This is a genomic window from Thalassospira sp. Z349TD_5, assembly GCF_056173045.1.
This window is the reverse complement of record NZ_CM149654.1, coordinates 2,523,826-2,546,529: the sequence shown is the minus strand read 5'-3', so window position 1 is coordinate 2,546,529 and position 22,704 is coordinate 2,523,826. Positions and strand designations below refer to the sequence as shown.

20 protein-coding genes are annotated in these 22,704 nt (G+C 54.1%); 7 read left to right on the top strand and 13 right to left on the bottom strand.

Translation table 11 applies throughout. The annotated features are described in order from the left end of the window. Positions 1-159: 159 nt before the first annotated feature. Positions 160-1,860 carry a methyl-accepting chemotaxis protein gene (locus AC0VXT_RS11690; protein WP_475545578.1) on the bottom strand — a complete coding sequence of 567 codons (1,701 nt, stop codon included), beginning with the start codon at positions 1,858-1,860 and terminating at the stop codon, positions 160-162. Positions 1,861-2,142: 282 nt separating this feature from the next. Beyond that, a complete protein-coding gene (locus tag AC0VXT_RS11685) occupies positions 2,143-2,841 on the bottom strand; it encodes an alpha/beta hydrolase (RefSeq protein ID WP_475545577.1) in 699 nt (232 codons plus the stop codon). 548 nt (positions 2,842-3,389) lie between these two features. Here AC0VXT_RS11685 and AC0VXT_RS11680 point away from each other — a divergent pair. Then, on the top strand, positions 3,390-4,718 hold the full coding sequence (locus AC0VXT_RS11680; RefSeq protein ID WP_475545576.1) for an MATE family efflux transporter: 1,329 nt from the start codon (positions 3,390-3,392) through the stop codon (positions 4,716-4,718). Between the two features lie 59 nt (positions 4,719-4,777). Here AC0VXT_RS11680 and AC0VXT_RS11675 read toward each other — a convergent pair whose 3' ends face one another. Beyond that, on the bottom strand, positions 4,778-5,257 hold the full coding sequence (locus tag AC0VXT_RS11675) for an Lrp/AsnC family transcriptional regulator (protein WP_412776549.1): 480 nt from the start codon (positions 5,255-5,257) through the stop codon (positions 4,778-4,780). Positions 5,258-5,707: 450 nt separating this feature from the next. Here AC0VXT_RS11675 and AC0VXT_RS11670 point away from each other — a divergent pair, with 450 nt between their 5' ends. Together AC0VXT_RS11670 and AC0VXT_RS11665 are read left to right on the top strand one after the other, a co-directional pair. Further along, positions 5,708-6,208, top strand: a complete 501-nt coding sequence (locus tag AC0VXT_RS11670; protein ID WP_022730451.1) for a GNAT family N-acetyltransferase — start codon at positions 5,708-5,710, stop codon at positions 6,206-6,208. Between the two features lie 3 nt (positions 6,209-6,211). Beyond that, positions 6,212-6,658 carry an Rrf2 family transcriptional regulator gene (locus AC0VXT_RS11665; RefSeq protein ID WP_475545575.1) on the top strand — a complete coding sequence of 149 codons (447 nt, stop codon included), beginning with the start codon at positions 6,212-6,214 and terminating at the stop codon, positions 6,656-6,658. An 88-nt stretch (positions 6,659-6,746) separates the two neighbouring features. Here the strand turns inward: AC0VXT_RS11665 and AC0VXT_RS11660 are convergent, their stop codons facing one another. Further along, positions 6,747-8,780: a DEAD/DEAH box helicase gene (locus AC0VXT_RS11660; protein WP_475545574.1), complete on the bottom strand. Its 2,034-nt coding sequence runs from the start codon at positions 8,778-8,780 to the stop codon at positions 6,747-6,749. 212 nt (positions 8,781-8,992) lie between these two features. On the opposite strand from AC0VXT_RS11660, the gene AC0VXT_RS11655 reads away from it, so the two are divergent. Then, positions 8,993-9,553, top strand: a complete 561-nt coding sequence (locus AC0VXT_RS11655) for a hydrolase (RefSeq protein ID WP_022730454.1) — start codon at positions 8,993-8,995, stop codon at positions 9,551-9,553. Beyond that, a complete protein-coding gene (locus AC0VXT_RS11650) occupies positions 9,550-10,323 on the top strand; it encodes an alpha/beta fold hydrolase (protein WP_475545573.1) in 774 nt (257 codons plus the stop codon). Before AC0VXT_RS11655 ends, AC0VXT_RS11650 begins: the two co-directional genes overlap by 4 nt. A gap of 31 nt (positions 10,324-10,354) precedes the next feature. On the opposite strand, the gene AC0VXT_RS11645 is transcribed toward AC0VXT_RS11650, so the two are convergent. From AC0VXT_RS11645 to parE, 3 genes are all read right to left on the bottom strand, one after another. Then, entirely contained in the window at positions 10,355-10,936 is a 582-nt protein-coding gene (locus AC0VXT_RS11645) for a hypothetical protein (RefSeq protein ID WP_475545572.1), read from the bottom strand. 120 nt (positions 10,937-11,056) lie between these two features. After that, entirely contained in the window at positions 11,057-11,977 is a 921-nt protein-coding gene (locus AC0VXT_RS11640; protein WP_475545571.1) for a glutaminase, read from the bottom strand. A gap of 87 nt (positions 11,978-12,064) precedes the next feature. Further along, positions 12,065-14,047 (bottom strand): DNA topoisomerase IV subunit B, encoded by a 1,983-nt coding sequence (gene parE, locus AC0VXT_RS11635; protein ID WP_475545570.1) that lies wholly within the window; start codon positions 14,045-14,047, stop codon positions 12,065-12,067. 315 nt (positions 14,048-14,362) lie between these two features. On the opposite strand from parE, the gene AC0VXT_RS11630 reads away from it, so the two are divergent. Next, a complete protein-coding gene (locus tag AC0VXT_RS11630; RefSeq protein ID WP_475545569.1) occupies positions 14,363-14,788 on the top strand; it encodes an acyl-CoA thioesterase in 426 nt (141 codons plus the stop codon). Between the two features lie 834 nt (positions 14,789-15,622). Further along, on the top strand, positions 15,623-16,039 hold the full coding sequence (locus AC0VXT_RS11625) for a hypothetical protein (protein ID WP_475545568.1): 417 nt from the start codon (positions 15,623-15,625) through the stop codon (positions 16,037-16,039). Positions 16,040-16,087: 48 nt separating this feature from the next. On the opposite strand, the gene AC0VXT_RS11620 is transcribed toward AC0VXT_RS11625, so the two are convergent. The 6 genes from AC0VXT_RS11620 to AC0VXT_RS11595 form a co-directional block, all read right to left on the bottom strand. Continuing rightward, a complete protein-coding gene (locus tag AC0VXT_RS11620) occupies positions 16,088-17,137 on the bottom strand; it encodes a dipeptidase (protein WP_475545567.1) in 1,050 nt (349 codons plus the stop codon). Positions 17,138-17,148: 11 nt separating this feature from the next. Continuing rightward, positions 17,149-17,913: an ABC transporter ATP-binding protein gene (locus AC0VXT_RS11615; protein ID WP_101304584.1), complete on the bottom strand. Its 765-nt coding sequence runs from the start codon at positions 17,911-17,913 to the stop codon at positions 17,149-17,151. A gap of 271 nt (positions 17,914-18,184) precedes the next feature. Then, positions 18,185-19,027, bottom strand: a complete 843-nt coding sequence (locus AC0VXT_RS11610; RefSeq protein WP_475545566.1) for an ABC transporter ATP-binding protein — start codon at positions 19,025-19,027, stop codon at positions 18,185-18,187. A gap of 2 nt (positions 19,028-19,029) precedes the next feature. Then, on the bottom strand, positions 19,030-19,953 hold the full coding sequence (gene nikC / locus AC0VXT_RS11605) for a nickel transporter permease (protein WP_475545565.1): 924 nt from the start codon (positions 19,951-19,953) through the stop codon (positions 19,030-19,032). 3 nt (positions 19,954-19,956) lie between these two features. After that, positions 19,957-21,024, bottom strand: a complete 1,068-nt coding sequence (locus AC0VXT_RS11600) for an ABC transporter permease (protein ID WP_475545564.1) — start codon at positions 21,022-21,024, stop codon at positions 19,957-19,959. 16 nt (positions 21,025-21,040) lie between these two features. Further along, positions 21,041-22,630 (bottom strand): ABC transporter substrate-binding protein, encoded by a 1,590-nt coding sequence (locus tag AC0VXT_RS11595; protein WP_475545563.1) that lies wholly within the window; start codon positions 22,628-22,630, stop codon positions 21,041-21,043. Positions 22,631-22,704 lie beyond the last annotated feature (74 nt).

The window sequence follows — 22,704 nt, the reverse complement described above, 5'->3', positions numbered from 1 at the left end:
GGCTGACACAGAATAGAGTTCTGACCTTCGTGGGAATGACAGTTAGGGTTCAGAGTGTCAGAAGCGCTTTACCCGCAAAAGCAAAGCCGCCCCGGATTTACGCGGGGCGGCTTTTTGTATGGGATGGTCCCGACAAGACGGGACAGTGATTGCGCTGTTTTAGGTTCTTGCACTTTCGCGCAAATCGGCAAGGAAGGTTTCGACCGCCTCGTCAAGGGATCGGGCCTCATCGACCAGTTTTTCTGCCGACTGGGCCAACTGGTTGGTGCCTGACGATACGCGCCCGGCATTTTCATTGACCGTTTCAATCCGTTCGGACACTTCGCTGGTGCCGTCGGCGGCCTGTTGCACATTGCGCGAGATTTCGCCAATCGCGGCGTGCTGTTCTTCGACCGCAGCCGCAATCGCGGTTGAACTGTCGGCGACCTTGGCGATGGTTTCGGAAATCAGACGGATGGCCTCAACCGCTTCGCCGGTTTCATTTTGCACCGAGAGAATTTGCTGATTGATTTCCTCGGTCGCCTTGGCGGTCTGATTGGCAAGGTTTTTGACCTCAGATGCGACCACGGCAAAGCCCTTGCCTGCATCACCGGCACGGGCGGCCTCAATCGTGGCGTTGAGGGCCAGAAGGTTGGTCTGTTCGGCAATGTCGCCGATCAGTTTTGCCACATCGCCAATTTTCTGTGCCGCATCGGCAAGGCCGGTTACGGTTTGATTGGTGCGGGTTGCCTGTTCATTGGCCTGATTGGCAATATCGGCCGATTGGGCGATCTGATGGGCAATTTCGTCACTTGATGCGGTGAGTTCTTCGGTCGCGGCCGAGACGGTTTGAACATTGGTCGATGTCTGGGTCGTGGCCGAGGCGACCGCTGCTGACAGAGAACTGTTGGTGTTGCTGGCTTCCTGCATGTTTGCGGTTGCCTGCTTCATCTCGTTGATCGATGCAGAAATCGACCGGATCAGACCTTTGACACGCTGTTCAAGGCTGTTGGCCAATTCCAGCACACCAGAACGCCGTTTATCGTCAGCATCCGATTCAAGCTGTTTCTGGCGGCCTTGAAGATCACGGTTTTGCTTGGCCTGCTCGCGGAAGGCAACGACCGTTTTGGCCATGTCACCAACTTCATCGCCGCGTTCCTGACCTTCGATATGTCCGTCAAGATTGCCATCGGCAATTTGGGCCATGCGTTCAGACAGTTTGCGCAAGCCAGTTGTGATATCGCGGCCAATACCAACGCCGACCAAAGCAATGATCACGATAATCAAGGCGCTGATTGCGAGCGATTTTGTCGCGTTTTCCCAGAAGATCGTATCAACATCATCAATATAGATACCGGTACCAATTACAGCCCCCCACGGCAGAAGATGCGAGTAGGACAGTTTTTCGAATGTCACTTCTTTGGGTTCACCGGGTTTGGGCCAGTAATAGGACGAAAAGCCGCCGCCGGGTTTACTGCCGACCGTGATAAGATCGCGGATGAAGTAAGCCCCGTTGGGATCCTGTACGCCGCCCATGTCCTTGCCGACAAGACCGGCATTGGCCCCATGCATGACCATCACGTTGTCTTTGGACAGGGCAAAGAAATAGCCGATCCCACCATCATATTTTCCGCCAGAGACGACTTTATAAAAAGCATCAATCGCGGTTTGCTGATCCATTTCCTTTGAGGTGACCTTGGCCTGATATTCATCGGCCAGAGACACAACAAATTCGGTCGCCGCGCGGATTTTTTCCTTACGATCTTCGAGGAGGGAGCTGCGCAGGCTCATCATGTCAAAGGCCGTAATCGCAATAAGGCCAACCAGAGCAATAAGGGAAATCAGGGTGATCTTGCGACCGATTTTAATTTGTTGCAGCATTCGGACTTTTTCCTCGGCAGAGAGGCGGGGCAGTGGCGGTTCGCGGCCCAGCTCATGATGAAAGCCATACAGAGATTTTACTACGCATTGGTATAGAAGCTATACCAAAGAGGGATATTTAACGCAGGTGGCACCGTAGAATGCAACTTTCAATATGAGTTAGAGAAAATCGATGTGAATTTGATACAAAAAACGCCTGACATCAAAGTGATGCCAAGCGTTTTGGGCAATGCCGCGAGAAGACAGTTGGATGCCGGTTTATGTCCCGGTATCGAAAACCTGTCAGCCGAGATGTGTTTTCAGAAACTTTGACGCAAGCGTGATGCCTTCTTCGTCGATGCCATGTTGCAGGCCTGCGCGTTCATGCAGGGCAACATCAATGCCGTTCGCACTAAGCGTTTCCTTGGCAAGGCGGGATGCTTCGATCGGGACAACCGGATCGGCGGTGCCATGGACCAGCACCATCGGCGGACGCGACTTGATTTCGGCGGCAAAGGCATCTTCGCCCAGAAGTGCGCCGGAAAATCCGATTACACCGGCGATCTGATCTTGGCGACGCGGGGCAGATTGAAACGCCATCATTGTGCCTTGCGAGAAACCAAGCAGGGCAACGCGGTCTGCGCCCAAACCGTGGGTTTCCATCACATGGTCGATAAAGTCATCGACATAGGCGGCACTTTTGGCGGCACCCTGTGCCATGGCCTTAAGCGCGCCGGACATGGTTTCAGGCGCACGGCGCAGAAATTCCGGATCATATTCGGCAAGACTGAACCACTGGCGACCAAACGGCGACATTTCGCACGGGTAGGGCGCGTTTGGCGAATAAAATGTCGTATCGGGAAGCTTGCGGGCCAGATGCGGGGCCAGACCAATCAGGTCATTGCCATCTGCGCCATAGCCATGCAGCAGGATGACGACGCTTTTGGTGGTGCCCGATGCTGCTGGCAACGTCGGACCGGACAATAATGTTTCGGTGCTCATTATGACTTCCCTGAATATTCCTGTGCCCCTGCTTAGCAACCCATGGATTGGACGACCAGTGTTTTTTGCACCGCACGACAGGTAATCGATTTACCGTTGCGGTGCACGATGAAATATATCCCGTCAGCCTGTGGATAAAAGTGTGGATGGATTGGATTACGTAAGACCAATTTTGCAATTGTACGCCGTTTTGACCGGTTGACGTGTGGTTGTCCTATGCCGTGGTATAGTTTTTCAGGGGTGAAATGGACCGCAGTGCAATAAACCCAGAATGCAAATTTATCTTATATAAAACAAAGTATTACAGATATATTCAAGGGGTTAGCTATATTTGGTATTTCAAAAACTGTTCAAAATCCCCCCAAAATGAAATCGAAAATCCTCAACTGAGTAGGCATGAGGGAGACAGAAATTCAACGGTGTGGATTTTTTGAGGTATTCCACGTTTAAAACCTGTCTTTTGCCGCGCGCCGTTCTGTGCCACAAGAAATCGTCCGGTCCCGCCAGACCGCCCCACACGAAGAATAAAATTTAGAGGCCCAGGTTAAATGCAACGTGCTTTAAGCAAGGGGGATCGACGTGTTCTGACGTTGACCTTGCCGATTATCCTGTCCAATGCCACCGTCCCGTTGCTCGGTGCTGTCGATACTGCTGTCGTCGGTCATCTTGATAGCCCGCATTATATCGGGGCAGTTGCGGTTGGGGCGCTGATCTTTTCCTATGTGTTTTGGGGGTTCGGGTTCCTGCGCATGGCGACCACGGGCCTTGCCGCACAGGCCCATGGGCGGCGTGATGCCAATGGGGTGCGTGCGGTTTTTGCCCGTGCGGCCTTTATCGCGGTTGTGGCCGGTCTTGCGGTCATGGTGTTGCAATATCCGATCATTGAACTGGCCATGTCGCTGATCGCACCAAGTCCGGCGGTCGAGGCATCCGCACGCGATTACTTTGCCGTTCGGATCTGGGCATCGCCGGCGACCCTGATGCAATATTGCATGCTGGGCTGGTTGCTTGCGATGCGCGACAGCCGTGCTGTGTTTATCTTTCAGGTGGTCCTGAATTCGATCAACATTATCCTTGATATCCTGTTTGTTCAAGGATTTGGCTGGGATGTGCGCGGGGTGGCCGGGGCAACCGTGATTGCCGATTATTCAGGTGTCGTATTGGGATGGTTTTTGATGCAGCCGCATCTTAAGCGCCTTGGCGGGACATGGCGCGGCATTGGGATTCTGGATCGGGCACAGTTATCGAAACTGATGAAAATCAATGGTGATATTTTTGTCCGCACCCTTGCGCTGACATCGGCCTTTGCGCTGTTTACCAGTTTCAGCGCGCGGTTTGGCGAAGTGACATTGGCCGCGAACGCGGTATTGCAGAACTTTTTGATGTTCGGGTCGTTTGCACTCGATGGGTTTGCCCATGCGGCGGAAACGCTTGTTGGGCAGGCTTACGGTGCGGAACGGCGCAAACAGTTTCTGTGGGCGGTGCGCAAAACAACGATCTGGTCGATCATCTCGGCGGTTGTTATGGCGGCCCTGTTTGCCGCGGCGGGCCCGTGGATCATTGATGGGCTGACCAGCATTCCCGAAGTGCGGGCTGCCTCTTATGAGTATCTGGTCTGGGCGGTGATATTGCCGATTACCGGTGTGCTTGGATTTCAGTTTGACGGCGTGTTTTTAGGCGCCATGCAGACCAAGCAGTGGCGCAACATGATGTTGCTGTCGGTGGCGATTTATGGGCTGTTTGCCTGGTGGGCGGTTGAGACAGGCAGCAATCATATGCTGTGGGCGGCGTTTAACGCGTTCTTCCTGCTGCGCGGGGTGACTTTGGCGCTGCTGTTTCCGACCATCATCCCGGAACGTCGGAAAGCGGTTGGGTAGGGTGGTAACGTACCGCCGTATTGCTCTTGGTTTTGGGCGCGATGGCAGATGTGCTGCAATCAGTCGGTTTCGGCGACCGGAAGCTTTGTGCTGTTTTTGACTTCATGCAGGGTGAAGCTTGATTTCATGTTGGCGACACCGGGCAGCTTCATCATGACTTCGGACAGGAAGCGCTGATAGGACGCCGGGTCGGGCACGATGATGCGCATCATGTAATCCTGATTGCCGACCATGGCATAGCAATCAACAATTTCGTGGTGTTCCTGCACAGCGGTTTCAAACCGGCGTAGAGATGGTTCGTCATGCTGGGTCAAAGAGACCGTGACAAAGACGTTCACACCCAGATGTAAATGCGACGGATCGAGCAGGGCGACATATTTGCGAATGACGCCGCTTTCTTCGAGTTTGCGCAGGCGCCGCAGACATGGGGAGACGGACAGGCCAACCTTATCAGCCAGTTCGACCATCGAAATCCGCCCGTCTTCCTGAATTTCACGAAGAATTTTGCGATCAATTGCGTCGAATCCGTTGCGCGCCATGGCGTGCCACACTCCTTTGGTCGATAAAAGGCGGGGGTAAAAACCGCCCGCACATATCTGGTTTCAGGGGGTAAATCTTGCCAAAATTTAATCCGCCTGTACGTGTTTTCTGCTGCGCGATAAGCCATGACTTCGCGTTTCTGTCAATCGTTGCATGGTAACAGATGTTATTTTTCACCTTGTTAAACTGTGAATATAAGGTGGCGGCCCAACACAGTATGGCACTGCTTTGCGCTTGCACGGGGATGGGAATATCGCTATGTCCTTCAATTGCTTGGAAAGCTTTGCTTTGACGCCGTTTCCTCGCACCCGCAGCGGAACTTATCATTGCCGTAACGCGTTTTGACAGTGTAGTATAATCGTACCAATTTACTTATTTTGAATGCGGTTAATCTCCTGTCGGGGACTGGGAGAGGGTGGTTGATCCAGCCGCGTTATAGAAAGGCACACATGGTGGACGCTGCGCAAAACACACCGGGATATAACCTGGTCACGATTGGCGAGCATAAAATCAATATCCGTCCGGCGGTTCAGGGGGACCTGCCAAATGTTGTTGATCTTGATGATCGGACAACAGGTTTGCGCAAGCCCGAGTATTGGGACGATTTGTTTACCCGTTATGGCAATCGCAAGGATTCCCGATTTTTCCTGATTGCAGAAGAAAACGGTACGTTGCTTGGCTGTATTTTCGGTGAAGTGCGGTCGTGGGAGTTTAATTCGGTGCCATGTGGCTGGGTTGGCACGGTCAGTGTCGAACCGGATTTGCGCATGGGCGGGATCGGGACCATTCTGTATGATGAAATGTGCCGGTGCTTCCGCAAGGCCGGGGTGACCAAAGTGCGCACCATGATCCCGCGCGATGCCACCGATCTTATGTCGTTCTTCCGATCACAGGGCATGATGGCTGGCCCGTTTATCCAGCTTGAAACCGATATGGAAGAGGGGGCTTAAGCCATGATGTCTTTGCAAAAGGCAACCCTGTTTGCCCTGTATGCGGTTCTGGAACTGGCCGAGGATACCGACCGGCAGCTTTCGGCATCGGAAATCGCCGAGCGTTACAACATTTCCACCAACCATCTTGCCAAGGTCCTGCGTGATCTCGGTCGGGCGGGCTTGGTTGAATTGGTACGGGGTGCCGGGGGGGGATATCGTTTCTGTGGCAATGCCAAGCGCACGACCCTTTTGGATGTTGTGCAATTGTTTGAGGAGGTCGGTACCGGTCCGTCGAACAGCATTGTTCAGGAAACCAATGCCGGGGCGGCCTTGTCGCAGGTGATGGATGAGATCGAAGAAATCACCCATGCGACGTTGCTGTCGATTACGCTTGAAACCATGCTGAAACTCATGCGCAAGCGACGCCCGGAAAAACCATCATCCACCGGCTTGTTCCGCGCGGTTTAAACCCCGGACAGACACCAAAATTCAGACAAACAAAAAGGCCGTCGGAATGTTCTGACGGCCTTTTTCGTATTGAGGTAACCCGCGTGGTTTAGCTTTCGCTGCTTTCCGGTGCGGATTGGGTGCCTTCTGTGCTGTCCGGCGCAGCAGCCTTGGGGGCTGGTTTCTTGCGTGGACGGCGCGGGGCGCGTGGTTTCTTGGCTTCGGCTTTTGGCTTCTCTGAAGCGGCCTGATCCTGAGCAGGGGCGTCGGCCTGAGCCGGTTTTGCATCCTGTGCCGGGGTGTCATGTACCGGGGCGTCCGATGCGTTGGACGCAACGGGTGCTGTAGTCGCCGGTGTTGCCGAAGCTGAAGTTTCCTCGGTGCCAGTGTCGTCTGCCTTTTTCCGGGCAGGACGACGCGGGGTTTTTGCCCGGGTGGTTTTGGCCGCACGCGGTGATTTCGCCGCCGGTTTACGGGCCGCAGTTGTTTTTTGCGGTTCGTCGTCGATGTCGTTTTTGCCGCGTGCAAGGCTTGAGGCCGGAACCGGGGTCAGCAGGAAGGCCGGAACATGATCGCCAAGGCCGAGAACCGGTTTGTCATCGCGGTCATCACGATCACGACGGTTGTTGTTACGGTTCTGACGATCGTTGCGATCATTATTACGGTCGTTTCGATCATTGCGTTCGTAACGGTCGTTATTCGGTCTGGCATCCCGCGGTGCAGGTTTACGGGTTTCTGCTTCTTTGGCCTTGGCTGGTGCAGCAGGCTGCGCCTGTGCGGGGGCTGCTGCGGGCTGTGCGGGCTGCGTCTGTGGAGTTGGTGCATCAGACTTGGTGTCTGATTTGCCAGCATTCCCGGCAGATTGCGCATCAGACCGGTTGTCAGAGCGATTGTCCGAACGGTTATCAGGGCGCGCCGAGCGGCCCGGTCGGTTGTCGCGCGACGGTTTATCGTCGCGGCCAGCCGGTTTGCGGCTTTTCTTGTTCCGGCGTTTCTTGCCGGTAAAGTCCAGCTCAAGCGTTTCAATGCCTTCAATCCCGGTCAGTGGAATGTCCAGATTGATGGATTTGTTGATTGCTGCGACCAATTTGCCGTCTTCGGGCACGGCAAGGGTATATGCCTTGCCCGCACGTCCTGCGCGGCCGGTACGACCGGTCCGGTGAACGTAATCTTCGGCGTTGAATGGCACGTCAAAGTTAAATACGTGCGAGACATCGGCAACGTCAATGCCACGTGCGGCAACGTCGGAACAGACCAGAAGCGTGATTTCGCCGGTTTTGAATTTGGCGAGCGTTTCGGTCCGTTCACTTTGTGCCAGATCACCGTGCATGCGCCCGGCATTAAAGCCGTGCTTGGTCAGCGATTTGAACAGGATATCAACGTCTTTTTTGCGGTTACAGAACACAAAAGCGTTTCTGACGTCTTCCTGACGGATCAGGTGGCGCAGGGCTTCGCGCTTGTCCATGTCGTCAAGAACAAGAAGCTTGTGTTCCACCGTGGTCGCCATGGTCGAGGGCGGGGAGACGGTGATTTCCTTTGGATTGGACAGGAATTTGTCCGCAAGGCGTCGGATTTCCTTGGGCATGGTCGCCGAGAAGAAAAGCGTCTGACGCTGTTTTGGCAGCATGTTGACGATTTTTTCGATGTCGGGGATGAAGCCCATGTCGAGCATGCGGTCGGCTTCGTCGATCACGAGAAGTTTGCAATCAGACAGAAGCAGTTTGCCGCGTTCAAACGTATCGATCAGGCGTCCTGGCGTCGCGATGATGACATCTGCGCCTTTTTCCAGGATTTTGCCTTGTTCAGATGCGGATTCACCGCCGATGATCAGGGCCTTCGACAGAGACATGTATTTGCCATAGGTGTCGAAGTTTGCTGCAACCTGGGTCGCAAGTTCGCGGGTCGGTTCGAGAATGATCGACCGTGGCATCCGCATGCGTGCGCGCCCGTGATGCAGAATATCAAGCATCGGCAGGGTGAAGCCTGCTGTCTTACCCGTCCCGGTTTGTGCACAGCCCAGAATGTCACGTGCCATAAGCACCGACGGAATTGCTTGTGCCTGAATGGGGGTCGGGGTGTCGTAGCCGGCGTCTGCGACGGCTTTGAGGATATCTTCGCTCAGACCGAGATCGGCGAAATTCATATGGTTCGTTTTCCCGCAATGATATGCGTTGAAGTTAAGGAAGTGCTATAAAAGCTGTTTGGGTCGTAAAGCGAAGACCGAATTAAGTCAAGAAAAACGCCGCAAAAAACGTGTTGAAAACCGATTTCGGGACTGTCGAGAGGCTTGTTCGCAACAGTTTGGCAGCGTAACCTGACACAACAAAGAATGAACAGGGGAGAAATGCCGTGCTGATGGATGCCACGCGCGCAAGTTTGCTTATCATCGATGTGCAGGAGAAACTCTATCCTGCGTGTCAGGAGCCGGATCAAACGGTGGCAAATTGCTGCTTTCTTGTCAAATGTGCCAACCGGCTTGGCGTTCCCGTACTGGTGACAGAACAATATCCCAAGGGGTTGGGACATACAGCACCCGAAATCCTTGAGCTTGTCGCGCAAAACGGCGATGGGCCTGAGGGCGGGAATGTTATTTCCAAAGTCGCGTTTTCGGCTGTGCCAGCAGATGGTTTTATCGACAAGATCGAAGAAAACACCGGTCGCGATCAGGTGGTCGTGGTGGGGATGGAAACCCACGTATGCGTATTGCAAACCGTGATGGAATTGATTGAGCGCGGGCGTGAGGTTTATCTTGTCGCCGATGCGGTGACGTCACGTAGCATGCACGACAAGATTTTCGCGATTGAACGCATGCGCGATGCCGGGGCCAAGATCGTGACGCGCGAAAGTGTGATGTTTGAATGGCTGCGTGTGGCGGGAACCCCGGAATTCAAGGAACTGAGCGCACTGATTAAATGACCGCCGATACTTTACGTGCCGCAATAGAACTAGACGGGCACGGATCACCTGATCGCGTGCCCGTTGTGTTTTTATCGGGCATGCTGGCCGATCAACGGATGTGGCAACCGACCGTTGATGTGTTGGCCAATGCGTGCGGTGATGCCGGGCATTTGATTGAACCGGTATTTTGCGAACTGTTTGATCAAGACAGCGTGGGCGATATGGCAACGGCCGTCCTTGATCGCGCCCCGGATCGTTTTGCGCTTGTGGGCATGTCGATGGGGGGATATGTCGCGTTTGACATTCTGCGCCGCGCCCCTGAACGGGTCAGCCATCTTATGCTGGTCAATACCCGTGCGACTGAAGACCCGCCTAAAATCCGGCGGCGGCGTATGTTGCTGGCACATCTGGTGGCGGAAAATACCCCGTTTAAGGGGGTGAATGACGCCATGCTGGATGATTTGATCCATCCCGCTAACCGCAAGGATGTCGGTTTGGTCAGGCTTTTGACCGCGATGGCCGATGACTGCGGCCCGGATGTGTTTAAACGCCAAAGCAAGGCCGTGGCCGGGCGACCCGACAGCACGGCGGTTCTGGCCGGTATCAACATCCCGTGCAGTGTGATGGTTGGCGAGGCTGACCGTGTGATCAACCCCGAAAGCCATCGCGACATGGCCAATGCCATCACCGGGGCATCGTTTGCCGTTGTACCGGGGGCAGGGCATTATGTGCCACTTGAGGCGCCCGGGGTGTTTGCCAATGCCTTGATCGCGCTTTTGGCGCGTTAGCTGCTGTTGTTGGTATGATTAGGGGCAGTGATTAGCAGCCCGGAACCCGGCGCGAGCAATTGTCATCATCTTCATCGCGGATATGGCGTGGGAACAGCTGAAAACTAATTGTGCCAGCGCTATTGATCACTTGTTGTTCAAATTTGTCGCGGACCAAGCGCGCCCGTGTTTCCGAGATGATATCGTCACCGGCACAAAATCCGAACCGGACAATTACCCGATCAGAGGTACTATCGCTTTTGGCGGATTGCGGGTCTGTGCACAGCGTGCCACGCATGGTGGTCTGGGTCGGGTTTACCACGACCACAAGACGGTTTTCGGGCTTGATCGTTTGTGTATCGGCAATGCCCGCCGCATCGGTGACGAAATTCAGGCGCGGCGGGTAGCCGTGATTGGAGAGGGCATCTGCCCATGTCTGATTGTCCAGGGTGTCATTGGCATCAACAATATCAAGCATCATGATCTGGCTTGGAGCACCTGCGACCTTGAAGCTTTGGACTTCGCTGACGTTGTAATAAGGGGCCTCAACCAAAGCCGCCCCGCACCCGGTCAGTACCGATAACGCACCCAAAGCCGCGATAGAGGATAATTTGCGCAGTTTTCGTGTGGTCACTTGGGACCTCCTTCTTGGCAGTTTTGCGTATCGTACACGGCAATTGTGGGCAATTTGTTGCAAAATTGACGTGTCGCAGCGATGGAAAATGGGGCCTTAAAAGCGCCGGTTAGGGTGTGATCAGAAAACCGACCGGCCAATGGCGCGGATCAGCATTTCAAGCGCGCGTATGCCTGCTGCTGAATTGCCCCGTCCATCAAGGCGCGGCGACCAGACACAGACGGAAAATTCGCCCGGTACAATTCCGATAATTCCGCCGCCAACCCCGCTTTTGGCGGGGATGCCGACCGTAAAGGCGAAATCACCAACCCCGTCATACATACCACATGTCAGCATCAGGGCATTAATGCGTCTGGTTTCTTCAGGCGCAATGACCGTGAGGCCATCAATGCCCACACCCTTGTTGGCAAGGAAGAAAGACGCCCGCGCCATTTCGCGCGCGGTCATTGCGACCGAGCATTGTTTGAAATAAGCACGCACCACGTCTTCGACCGGGTTGTCGAGTTTGCCAAAACTTTTCATCAGATAGGCAATCGCGCGGTTACGATCACCGTGCTGATCTTCGGACAGATACACAGTGTTATCGACCCGGATATCGGGATTGCCACAGAGTTGACCGAGAAATTCCGCAACCGAGCGATCCGGATTGGCGTAACGCGATGTGATCAGGTCGGCGACCCGAATGGCCCCGGCATTGATGAACGGATTACGCGGAATGCCATTTTCCTGTTCAAGCAGGATCAGGGAGTTGAACGCCGACCCGGATGGTTCGCGGCGCACCGCCTGCCAGAGTTGGTCGCCATGGGCACGCTGTGCCAGCACAAGTGCGAACATTTTTGAAATGCTCTGGATTGAAAACGACTGGTCTGCCTGACCGATGGTAAATTCCTGTCCGTCGGTGCCACAAATCACCATGGCAAAGTGATCGTCAGGAACGTCCGACAGGGCGGGGATGTAATCAGCCTTGCGCGCGTCACCAAAGTCTTCTGTGGCAACATGGTCGGCAATCTGTTCGAGGATGGCGGCATAATCGTGCGACATTATGCGATCCTGTTTGGTTGCGAACGGGGAAAGCGGACAAAAAACCCGGCACACATGGCCGGGTTTTTCATGAACATAAATTTCTGATCAGACGTCGATGTCTTCGACGAAACGGGCGTGTTCCTGAATGAACTGGAAACGCAGTTCCGGTTTTTTGCCCATCAGACGATTGACAAGGTCCTTGGTCTGACCCTGTTCATCGGGAAGGGCCGCATCGGGCAGGGTTACGCGCAGAAGGGTGCGTTTTTTAGGTGCCATCGTGGTTTCACGAAGCTGCTGCGGAGGCATTTCACCCAGACCCTTAAATCGGGAAATCTCGACCTTGGCGGGGTTTTTAAACTCCCCATGCAGGATGACTTCCTTTTCGGCATCATCCATCGCATAGATCGATTTACCCCCCTGTGTCAGGCGATAGAGCGGTGGCATGGCAAGATACAGGTTGCCGTTTTCGATAAGGCCCGGCATTTCCTGATAGAAGAAGGTCATCAGAAGGGATGCGATATGCGCGCCATCGACGTCCGCATCGGTCATGATGATCACGCGCTCATAACGCAGGTCCGCCAAGCGGAAATCCTTCCCTGAACCGCAGCCAAAGGCTTCGATCATGTCCTTGATTTCCTGATTGGCCATCATCTTTTCGTAGGTCGCCGAGGCCACGTTCAGAATCTTACCACGCAGCGGCAAGACAGCCTGCGTTTCACGGTCACGGCCCTGCTTGGCGGAACCACCTGCCGAGTCACCCTCGACCAGGAAGATTTCAGTACCGGCCGCGATAGAACGCGAACAGTCAGAAAGTTTGCCCGGAAGACGCAGACGGCGGGTTGCCGACTGACGTTTGGTTTCCTTTTTTTCCTTGCGGCGCTGACGTTCTTCGGCGCGCAGGATGATGCTTTCAAGCAGACGCTTGGCGTTTTCGGTATCCCCGGTCAGCCAATGGTCGAAATGGTCACGTACCGCGGTTTCAACCAGTTTGGTCGCCCCCTGAGTGCCCAGTTTTTCCTTGGTCTGGCCCTGGAATTGCGGATCAGGCAGGAACACCGACAGCATCACACAGCCACCACCAAAGACGTCTTCGGCGGTAATCGCCGATGCCTTTTTCTGACCGACCATGTCGCCATAGGATTTGATTGCCTTGGTCAGCGCATAGCGGAAGCCAGCTTCGTGCGTGCCACCCAGCGGGGTCGGGACGGTATTACAATAGGAATGGAAATAGCCTTCGCCAGTTTCGGGCCAACCAATGGCCCATTCCACGCGCCCGGCACTGTCAGAAAACTTTGCCTCACCCGCAAACGGACGTTCGGTGACAAGGTCGCGCCCCTTTAGCGTCATCTCAAGATAATCGAGGATGCCGTTGGGGAATTTCAGGACTTCTTGTTGCGGGGTCGGGTCGTCGCTGGTCAGCAATGACGGATCAACCGACCAGCGGATTTCAACACCCTTGTAAAGATAGGCCTTGGAGCGGGCCATGCGGAAAATGGTCGCGGCTTTAAGCTTTAAGCGCGATCCAAAAATTTCCGGATCGGGACGGAAGATGACCGTGGTGCCGCGCCGGTTGCTAACCGCACCGCCGTCCTGCAACGGACCCAGCGGGGTGCCCTTGGAATATTCCTGAAACACCAGTTTGCGGTCACGCGCAACTTCAACCCGGAACATGTCGGTCAGGGCGTTCACCACAGACATACCAACACCGTGCAAACCGCCCGATGTTTCATAGGCCTTGCCCGAGAATTTACCGCCCGAGTGCAGGGTGGTCAGGATGACTTCAAGGGCGGATTTGTCAGGGAACTTCGGATGCGGGTCGGTTGGAATACCACGCCCGTTATCGCGGACGAGAACGGTGTTGTCCGTTCTCAGTTCCAGTTCGATCCAGTCGGCGTGTCCTGCGACGGCCTCATCCATGGAGTTGTCGAGAATCTCGGCCACCAGATGGTGCAAGGCAGCATCATCCGTGCCCCCGATATACATACCGGGGCGGCGTCGAACGGGTTCTAGCCCTTCGAGAACTTCGATGTCTTTGGCGGAATAGGCATTGTCTGTTGACTGGTTTAAGTCTTCAAATAGGTCGGTCATGTCCCCGGAACGCACTTCTTCTTTGTGTTAAAACAAGGCTCAGCAACGCATATCTGTTGATCGATATTCACGAGCCCAAACAAAAATTCCATGGTGGCGCTTTTGGTTGGACTCTAAGGTTGGATACCTCGGCGCTAAACGAGTACCATATGTCGGTAGATCGAACCCATAAAAATGTGTTTTTAAGTCCAATGCAAGCGGTGGTCTTGAGTGGGGACCAAAATTTAGGCGGCATGGCGCAGAAAACCGTGACCGGGAGGTCCAATAAAAAAATTGGTACGCAAGAGCAACGTACCCCTAACAGGAGTTAGCCTGATGGCGACAGAAAACGAGAACACACAAATGCCTGAACACACGATGCCGCGTGGCGATCTGTGTACCCGAACGCTTGCGATGCCCGCCGATACCAACCCCAGCGGGGATATTTTCGGTGGCTGGCTGATGTCGCAGATGGATATCGCCGGCGGTGTTCTGGCCAGTCAGATTGCCGAAGGCCGTATCGCCACGGTGGCCGTGGATGCCATGACTTTCCTGCGTCCGGTGTATGTTGGTGATGTTGTCTGTGTCTATGGTGATATCGAACGGATCGGAACAACATCGGTCGTGCTGCATCTCGAATCCTGGGTGTTGCGCCGCAATCAGCCGCCGCGCATCAAGGTAACAGAAGCCACCTTTACCTTTGTCGCCATTGATGCCGAAGGCCGCCCGCGGCCGGTGCGCAAGGATGAAGCCATCGCATAGGTATTTTAAGTGCTTACTTTAACTCGGAATTTGCAACATGGTTCTGGGGTTTTTCGATGAACGGTTTTAGTAGAAACTCACTCCTTCTTCTCGTGTGCGGCTTTCTTACTGGTGCAGTCTTTGCAGCTGTAGTTGCGACCGACATTCTGGACGCGACTGTGCGCGGGTTAAGTATGCCCAGCTCCATCGATAGTGGATGGGGAGCGCTGATAGGTTCGGTATTGTCAGGGCTGTTTGCTGTGAGTTTGTTCTGGATTCAGCGTCTAGTTGATATTCGAGATAGACGAAGAAGTGAGCTGCGAGAATGTCAGCAGCTGTCTGAAATCTGTTAGGCAAATCATCACTCGAACTTTGCGACACCAAGATAGTCGGCGTTATGATGAGTGGAAGAGAAAGTTTGCGGACAAATCTGCTGACCGATCTTTAAGATTGGATGCTATTGGGTTAATGCTAGCTCACACGAATTCGATGAAACTGGATATGCTCTTGGTTCGGGCCTTAGTCTCTGACTTTAAAGTTGGGGCAACTGTATCTCAAGATGTCATGTCAAACCTAAATGCATTAAGGCAAGGTGTATCAACCTTTGTAGCTACTCTTGAAGAGCATTATGCCCGGGTCAAGGGTTTACTAGATCGGCATGCTGAAGGTGGCGAAGTTTCTGATCGGGAGGTGCACGATTTGGTTGGGTTCACGAAGGGAACGCAACGAAACTTGGAAGCGATTTTTAGCATAGCGTTTTTTCTCAAGTAAGAAGTGAGACAAGAACCACCTGCTAAAAAGGTGAGAGGAAACGGTCGAGTTTACTACGCTTCAATAAATAACAGGAGCCCCGCCATGATGAATTCGAAAAGCATCGTCCTTTGGGCATTTTTCGGTTTGTGTGGTGGGGTTTTTGTTGACCCAGCGTCCAGTCATGCCGGGGAGGCCGATGTGGTTGGCGTTGAAGCCAGCAAAACGAGCGATGCGACATACCGGTTTTTCGTCACGGTGGCGCATGACGATACGGGATGGGATCATTATGCCGATGCGTGGCAGGTGATTGGGCCCGATGGTAAGGTGCTTGGCGAGCGTATTCTGGCTCACCCGCATGTCAATGAGCAGCCCTTTACCCGGTCGTTATCCGGTGTGGCGATCCCCAACGGCATAACATCGGTGATAGTGCGCGCACGTGATTTGGTGCATGGGTTTGGCGGGCAAGAGATTGCCATCAATCTGCCCGAACAGATCGGCGATGCTGCCACTGCACCGTAAGGGGCAACATCGGCTGAACGTGTGCTGCCCCTGTTTGGTAAATGCGGATTACCAGCTGGCCTTCGCCACGCGGATGAAGTTTTCACCCATGATTTTATCGACATCATCGGGCGAATAGCCGGTTGCGATCAGGGCATCGGCGAGGGCCGGGAGTTTGCGCGGATCGAACACCGCAGCCCCGCCTGCACCGGGGCCATAGCCGCTTTGGGCGGGCCAGTAATAGGAACGGTCAATACCGTCAGGGAAATCGTCACATCCAGCAACAGACGGCATGGTATCAAGGCCGATGCCGACATGATCGATGCCGACCAGTTTTACGGCATAGTCGATATGTTTGATCATATCGGGGACTTCGGGTGCATTGGGCGATTTGATAAACCGCTGAAACCCGCAGATGCCGATCAGCCCGCCGGTATCTGCACAGGCTTTGATCTGTTCATCATCAATGCAGCGTTCATGGCCGCCCAGCACCTTGGGATTGGCGTGGCTGAACACGACGGGTTTGGTTGAAACAGCCATGATATCGAGCGAGCTTTGACGCCCGGTGTGCGAACAATCCATGATCATGCCACTGGTATTGACCGATTTGACCATTTCGCGGCCAAGATCGGTCAGCGGCATATCGACATCATGGCAACCGCCCGCGACGGAATTGTTGCGGTTATAGGCAAAGTGGATTTGCTTGACGCCAAGCTTGGCAAAGACCGGCACCATGTCGGGCATGTCTTGCAGCATGACGGACCCTTCAAGGTCGAACCCTACACCCAGAAGGCCTTTGGATTTGGCGATGGCGAGGTCTTCGAACTTTTCGATCTGCATGTATTTGTCGGGATGGGCGGCGATTTTGGCGCGGAAGGCCGCAATCACGCGCAGGATATGGGCAACAGAGTTCATATCCATGCCAACATTGACGCAGACATAATCAATCTTGCCTGCGACATAGGTATCAAGCAGATTGATCGGTGTCTTTTCATCAAGCGGCAGGCAAGCATGCGCATCCCAGGTGAAGGCCGGGATATGCTTGCGCTGGTAATTGGTGAGGTTACTGTCGGAAGTGGCGAAGGGCGTTGCAAAGCTGTTGGCGGTGGCGTTTGTCATGGTATCTCCGTTCAGTCCCAATCAACAAAGGTGTCAACAACCGCACGATCATAGCCGCCAGCCGCCTTATAAAGTTGCTGGGAATAGGGGTGTTCGAGCGTGCCTTCGGCAAGTTGTTCGGCGGTGGCCCGTTCAACAATGCGGCCATGGTTCATGATGGCGATATCGTCACACATATGCGCCACCACGGCGAGATCGTGGCTGACCATGATATAGGTCAGGCCAAGGTCGCGGCGCAACCGGCCCAGAAGATTGAGCACTTCTGCCTGAATAGACACATCCAATGCCGATGTCGGTTCATCCAGCAGCAGGATTTTCGGTTCAAGAATAAGCGCACGCGCAATCGCCACACGCTGACGCTGTCCACCGGAAAGCTGATGGGGGTAGCGGAACCGAAACGCGTTATCGAGCCCGACCTGCGTAAGGGCCTCAACCACGCGGGCATCGGAATTGCCCAGACCGTGAATATTGACCGGTTCGGTCAGAATGCGGTCAATGGTGTGGCGCGGATGCAGGGAGCCGAACGGGTCCTGAAACACCATTTGTGCAAGGCGATAGAAATCCTTGTCGCGTTTGGGGCCAAGTTTCTTACCCTTGACTGTAATGGTGCCTTCCCAGTCATCGACAAGGCCGGTGACGGTGCGAAGGACGGTCGATTTACCCGACCCGGATTCGCCCACCAGACCAAATGATCCGTTTGCGGGGACGCTGATATCGACGTCTTTGAGCACGTGATTGTCATCGAACCAGGCGTTGAGTTTGCTGATTTCAATCATATTGGGGCAGGCTCCTTGAACCTCATCCATTCTGCGCAGTTGAATTTCTTTGTGGTTAGGAACAATACCGCCAGAAACCTGGGGTGGTTTTTTAGGTGTTGTGACGCGGCTACAAAGAAATTCAACCGCGCCCGAAGGGTTTGGCTAGAAGCATCCATCCAAAGTGGCTGATTGCTTGCAGAGGGCGCGAGCCTCTCCTGCGCAATCATCCCCACCGTCTGAACGCTTCTAGTCAAACAGAATTGTATGACGTTCATGGAACCTGCCCCATTTATCCCTCTGCCCAGCTTGCTTCGCGTTCAAGGGTCGGCAGATCGGAATGATCGCCATCCATTTTCGGCAAGCAGTTCAAAAGGCCCTTGGTATAGGGATGTTTGGCATTGTGCAGTTCGGATGCCCGCAATTCTTCGACAACATGGCCCTGATACATCACCAGAACCCGGTCGCAGAAGCTTGAGATCAGTTGCAAATCATGGCTGATGAAAATCAGTGCCATGCCACGGTCGCGCACCAGATCATCCAAAATTGCCATGACCTGAAGCTGTACCGTCACATCAAGGGCCGATGTCGGTTCATCGGCAATGATCAATTCCGGATCGGGGATCAGCATCATGGCAATCATCACGCGTTGTCCCATGCCGCCCGATGTTTCGTGCGGATAGGCATTAAACACCCGTTCCGGGTCACGGATTTTGACGGCTTCGAGCATTTCAAGGGCGCGAAGGCGGGCTTCCTTGGCGTTGACCTTATGGTGTTCGCGGTAGGCCTCGATAATCTGATCGCCAATGGTCATGACAGGATTAAGCGAGTATTTCGGGTCCTGCATGATCATGGAAATGCGCGCACCACGCACCTTGCGCCATTGCTTTGGCGTCAGATTGGCAAGATCGACATCGCGAAACTGCATTTTTTCAGCCGTTATGGCGCCGTTTGCCGCCGTCAGCCCAAGGATGGCGCGTCCGGTCTGGGATTTTCCCGACCCGGATTCGCCAACAATGCCAAGACGCTCACGACCAAGGTCAAACGACACACCGCGTACGGCATGGACTTTGCCCTTTGGCGTGTTGAACGTGACTTTAAGGTTTTTGACGGTCAGAAGGGTTTCGGAACTCATGATCAATCCCCTCCGCGTGGATCAAGAACATCGCGCAGGCCATCACCCAGAAGGTTGAAGCCCAAACTGACAATCAAAATCGCAACACCAGGTAAGGTGGCAACCCACCACTGTTCAAGCAGGAACTGACGCCCATCAGACACCATTGCCCCCCATTCAGGCATGGGCGGTTGTGCGCCAAGACCGAGGAAGCCAAGACCAGCCGCAATCAGGATCATGCCCGCCATATCAAGGGTGACACGCACGACGAGCGAGCTCATGCACATCGGTGTGATGTGACCAATGATTAGGGCAAAGTTCGAGGTGCCCTGAAGACGGGCCGCTTCGATATAGTCTTCTTTGCGCACTGTGATGGTTTCTGCGCGTGCAATACGGGCATAGGGCGGCCACGCGGTAATCGCGATGGCAAGAATCGCGTTTTCAATCCCCGGTCCGAGTGCGGAAACAAAGGCCAGTGCCAAAATCAGTTTCGGGAATGCCAGAAAAACGTCGGTGATGCGCATCAAGACCGCATCAATCCAGCCACCAAAGAAACCGGCAGCGGTGCCGACCAGAAGGCCAAGCGGGGCGGCAGTGATGGCGACCAGACCTACGATGAGCAAGGTATATTGCGCGCCGTAAATTACGCGTGAGAGTATGTCTCGGCCAAGCTGATCTGTGCCAAACCAGTGCTCTGCACCCGGCGGCAAAATGCGCTGGGTCAAATCTGCGGCAAGTGGATCGTAAGGGGCTAAAACAGGGGCAAATATGGTGACAAGGATTAGACCGATGACGATTGACAGACCAATCATAGCCAGCTTGTTCTCAGAGAACTTAAGCCAGCCGAGCCATACACGACCACATTTGGCCTGAAAACGTGACTGCGGGGCATCCACAGTAAGCCATTGTTTCAGCGTCAGTTTTACGGTGGAAGTTTGTGCGTTCATGGGTTATCTCCGGGCTCGTGGATCGAGAAGGCGATAGAGCACGTCAGACAACATGTTCACGCTGATAAAGACGGCCCCCACGACTACAGTTCCACCCAGAACCGCATTCATATCGGCATTGAGCAGTGAATTGGTGATGTACAGGCCAAGACCGGGCCAGGCAAAGATGATTTCGGTCAAAACCGACCCTTCGAGCAGGTTGGCATATGACAGGGCAATCACGGTGACCAGTGGGACCATGACGTTGCCCAGCGCATGGCGCCAGATGATGCGATGTTCGGAGATGCCTTTGACCCGTGCGGTCAGGATGTATTCCTGACTGAGCTGTTCAAGCATGAACGATCGGGTCATGCGGGCAATATAAGCCAGCGAGAAATAGGCAAGGATGGATGCGGGCAGAATAATGTGTGACACCGCATTCCAGAACAGGTCCATGTCACCTTCGATCAGGGTATCAACCAGCATCAGGCCCGTAGTGGGTTCGATAAAATCGACGTAAAATGCATCAAGGCGGCCGGGGCCTGCTACCCAGTCAAGCTTCATGTAAAAGACCAGAAGCCCCATTAAGCCAAGCCAAAAAATAGGGATTGAATGTCCTGCCAAACCGACTACTCGGACGACATGATCAGGCCATTTTCCTTTGTTGATGGCCGCAAAAACACCTGCCGGTATCCCCAGAATGACACCAATGATGGTTGCCAGTGTGGCAAGCTCAAGGGTGGCGGGGAAAACGCGCTTGATGTCGTCAAGGACCGGGTTCGACGTCAAAACAGACGTACCGAAATCGCCTTGAAGGATATTGGAAATATAAATAAAGAATTGCTGCCAAAGTGGCAGGTTAAGGCCCATTTCTTCGCGCACGCGGTCATAGACGGCTTGCGGAGCACGGTCGCCAACGGCGGCCAGAACCGGATCAATTGGCAGAACGCGGCCAATCAGGAATGTGACCAGAAGCAGACCAAAGAATGTAATGGCCAGCGAAAAAACAAGGCGCAGAAGGCTTCCTGCCTTGCCGGAAAAGAGACGGGCGCGTGTGCGCCCGTCCCGGTTTTTGCGTGTAACAGCGGACATTACGACCGTTGTCTCCTTAGTCTTTGGTGACAAAACGATAATAGTTGTTATCGAACGACGGACCGAGGACGAAGTTGTTCACATTCTTGCGCATGGACGCAATTTCAGTTTCCTGGAACATCACAACGAACGGACCGCTTTCGAGAACTTTTTTCTGAAGGTCAACATACATTGCTGCACGTTTCGCATCATCGCGTTCAAGGGTCGCGGCATCGGTTTCAGCCGTAAGGGGACCAGCGTCCCAAGCGTTACGCCATGCCAGCGGTTTGGCAACGGCATCGTCGGAGTTGTCCGGGTTCCATGCAAAGGTCGATGCATTGGTGTGCGGATCCTGATAATCCGGGCCCCAGCGACCGATATAGATATCGTGCTGACGTGCGCGGTATTTGGTCAGGGTCTGTTTGCCATCGCCCGGAATGATTTCCAGATTGATGCCCGCCTGCGCCCAGGTTGCCTGGATCGACTGTGCCATCGCCATGATTGCGGTGGTGTTACGGGTATCCATGGTGACACTGAAGCCATCGGGAAGGCCTGCTTCGGCCAACAGTTCCTTGGCTTTTTCGATGTTCAGGCTATAGGGATTTTCGTTATAGGCCCCAAGGAAACCTTCAGGCAGGAATGCCTGATGGATCTGGGAACGACCTGCGAGGATGGTTTCAGAAATACCCGTGTAATCGACAAGGTATTTCAGGGCTTCGCGGACCTTCGGATTGGACAGATATTCGTTTTTCTGTGACAGGCCAAGATACCAAAGTGCACCTTTACCCTTTGACATCAACTTGATGTCGTCGTCACCCTTGATCGACGCCAACTGATCGGCTTCGAGGTTACGGGCAATATCAATATCGCCTTTTTCCAGAAGGAGCTGCTGGGAAGCGGCTTCTTTGACGTTACGGATGATGACGCGCTTCATTTCAGGTGCGCCATCCCAGTAATCTTCGTTCGCCGTCAGGCTCAGGCTTTGACCAGCGGTCCATTTGTTCAGTTTGAACGGGCCGGAGCCGGCATAGTTGGTTTTCAGCCACTCATGACCAAGATCGCCGTCAACTTCGTGGGCAAGGACTTCTTCCTTATCGATCACTGCACCGACACCTGCGGTCAGGCAATACAGAACGAAGCTTGGCGCATAAGGTTTGTCGAGTTCCATGACCAGCGTCGACTCGTCCGTCGCACGGATTTTTTCTTTGACGTTGTCCGGGGTAAGGCCGAACTGACCAAGAATAAAGGCCGGGGACTGATCGAGCAGGATCACACGTTGCAGCGAGAAGGCGGCATCTTCGGCAGTCAGGTCGTTGCCCGACGCGAATTCAACGCCATCACGCATTTTAAAGGTGAAGGTTTTACCGTCTTCGGAAACGTCCCAGCTTTCAGCCAGAACGCCATAGATTTTTGACACGTCATCATTATCGAACCCGATCAGACGGTCATAGGTGTTACCGGCATATTCGGCACCGGAAAATTCGAAAATCTGTGCCGGATCGAGTGTGATGATGTCATCAATGGCGAAGGCCATGACCAACGCGTTTTTCGGCGTGTCGGCCTGTGCTGCCAATGGCGTCGTTATGAGCGCGGTCCCCATGACCAGCCCTGCAATAAATTTGCGCATGATGCGCCTCCCGTTTTGTTGTTGTGGGACAGCAGGCCTGAGCAATGCGTGTTTCAGACACCAGCATGAAACTG

Bases quoted from the DNA above. Each gene is read 5' to 3' on its own strand.
- AC0VXT_RS11690 (WP_475545578.1), bottom strand. From the start codon at position 1,860: ATGCTGCAACAAATTAAAATCGGTCGCAAGATCACCCTGATTTCCCTT.
- AC0VXT_RS11685 (WP_475545577.1), bottom strand. From the start codon at position 2,841: ATGAGCACCGAAACATTATTGTCCGGTCCGACGTTGCCAGCAGCATCG.
- AC0VXT_RS11680 (WP_475545576.1), top strand. From the start codon at position 3,390: ATGCAACGTGCTTTAAGCAAGGGGGATCGACGTGTTCTGACGTTGACC.
- AC0VXT_RS11675 (WP_412776549.1), bottom strand. From the start codon at position 5,257: ATGGCGCGCAACGGATTCGACGCAATTGATCGCAAAATTCTTCGTGAA.
- AC0VXT_RS11670 (WP_022730451.1), top strand. From the start codon at position 5,708: ATGGTGGACGCTGCGCAAAACACACCGGGATATAACCTGGTCACGATT.
- AC0VXT_RS11665 (WP_475545575.1), top strand. From the start codon at position 6,212: ATGATGTCTTTGCAAAAGGCAACCCTGTTTGCCCTGTATGCGGTTCTG.
- AC0VXT_RS11660 (WP_475545574.1), bottom strand. From the start codon at position 8,780: ATGAATTTCGCCGATCTCGGTCTGAGCGAAGATATCCTCAAAGCCGTC.
- AC0VXT_RS11655 (WP_022730454.1), top strand. From the start codon at position 8,993: ATGGATGCCACGCGCGCAAGTTTGCTTATCATCGATGTGCAGGAGAAA.
- AC0VXT_RS11650 (WP_475545573.1), top strand. From the start codon at position 9,550: ATGACCGCCGATACTTTACGTGCCGCAATAGAACTAGACGGGCACGGA.
- AC0VXT_RS11640 (WP_475545571.1), bottom strand. From the start codon at position 11,977: ATGTCGCACGATTATGCCGCCATCCTCGAACAGATTGCCGACCATGTT.
- parE (WP_475545570.1), bottom strand. From the start codon at position 14,047: ATGACCGACCTATTTGAAGACTTAAACCAGTCAACAGACAATGCCTAT.
- AC0VXT_RS11630 (WP_475545569.1), top strand. From the start codon at position 14,363: ATGGCGACAGAAAACGAGAACACACAAATGCCTGAACACACGATGCCG.
- AC0VXT_RS11625 (WP_475545568.1), top strand. From the start codon at position 15,623: ATGATGAATTCGAAAAGCATCGTCCTTTGGGCATTTTTCGGTTTGTGT.
- AC0VXT_RS11620 (WP_475545567.1), bottom strand. From the start codon at position 17,137: ATGACAAACGCCACCGCCAACAGCTTTGCAACGCCCTTCGCCACTTCC.
- AC0VXT_RS11615 (WP_101304584.1), bottom strand. From the start codon at position 17,913: ATGATTGAAATCAGCAAACTCAACGCCTGGTTCGATGACAATCACGTG.
- AC0VXT_RS11610 (WP_475545566.1), bottom strand. From the start codon at position 19,027: ATGAGTTCCGAAACCCTTCTGACCGTCAAAAACCTTAAAGTCACGTTC.
- nikC (WP_475545565.1), bottom strand. From the start codon at position 19,953: ATGAACGCACAAACTTCCACCGTAAAACTGACGCTGAAACAATGGCTT.
- AC0VXT_RS11600 (WP_475545564.1), bottom strand. From the start codon at position 21,024: ATGTCCGCTGTTACACGCAAAAACCGGGACGGGCGCACACGCGCCCGT.
- AC0VXT_RS11595 (WP_475545563.1), bottom strand. From the start codon at position 22,630: ATGCGCAAATTTATTGCAGGGCTGGTCATGGGGACCGCGCTCATAACG.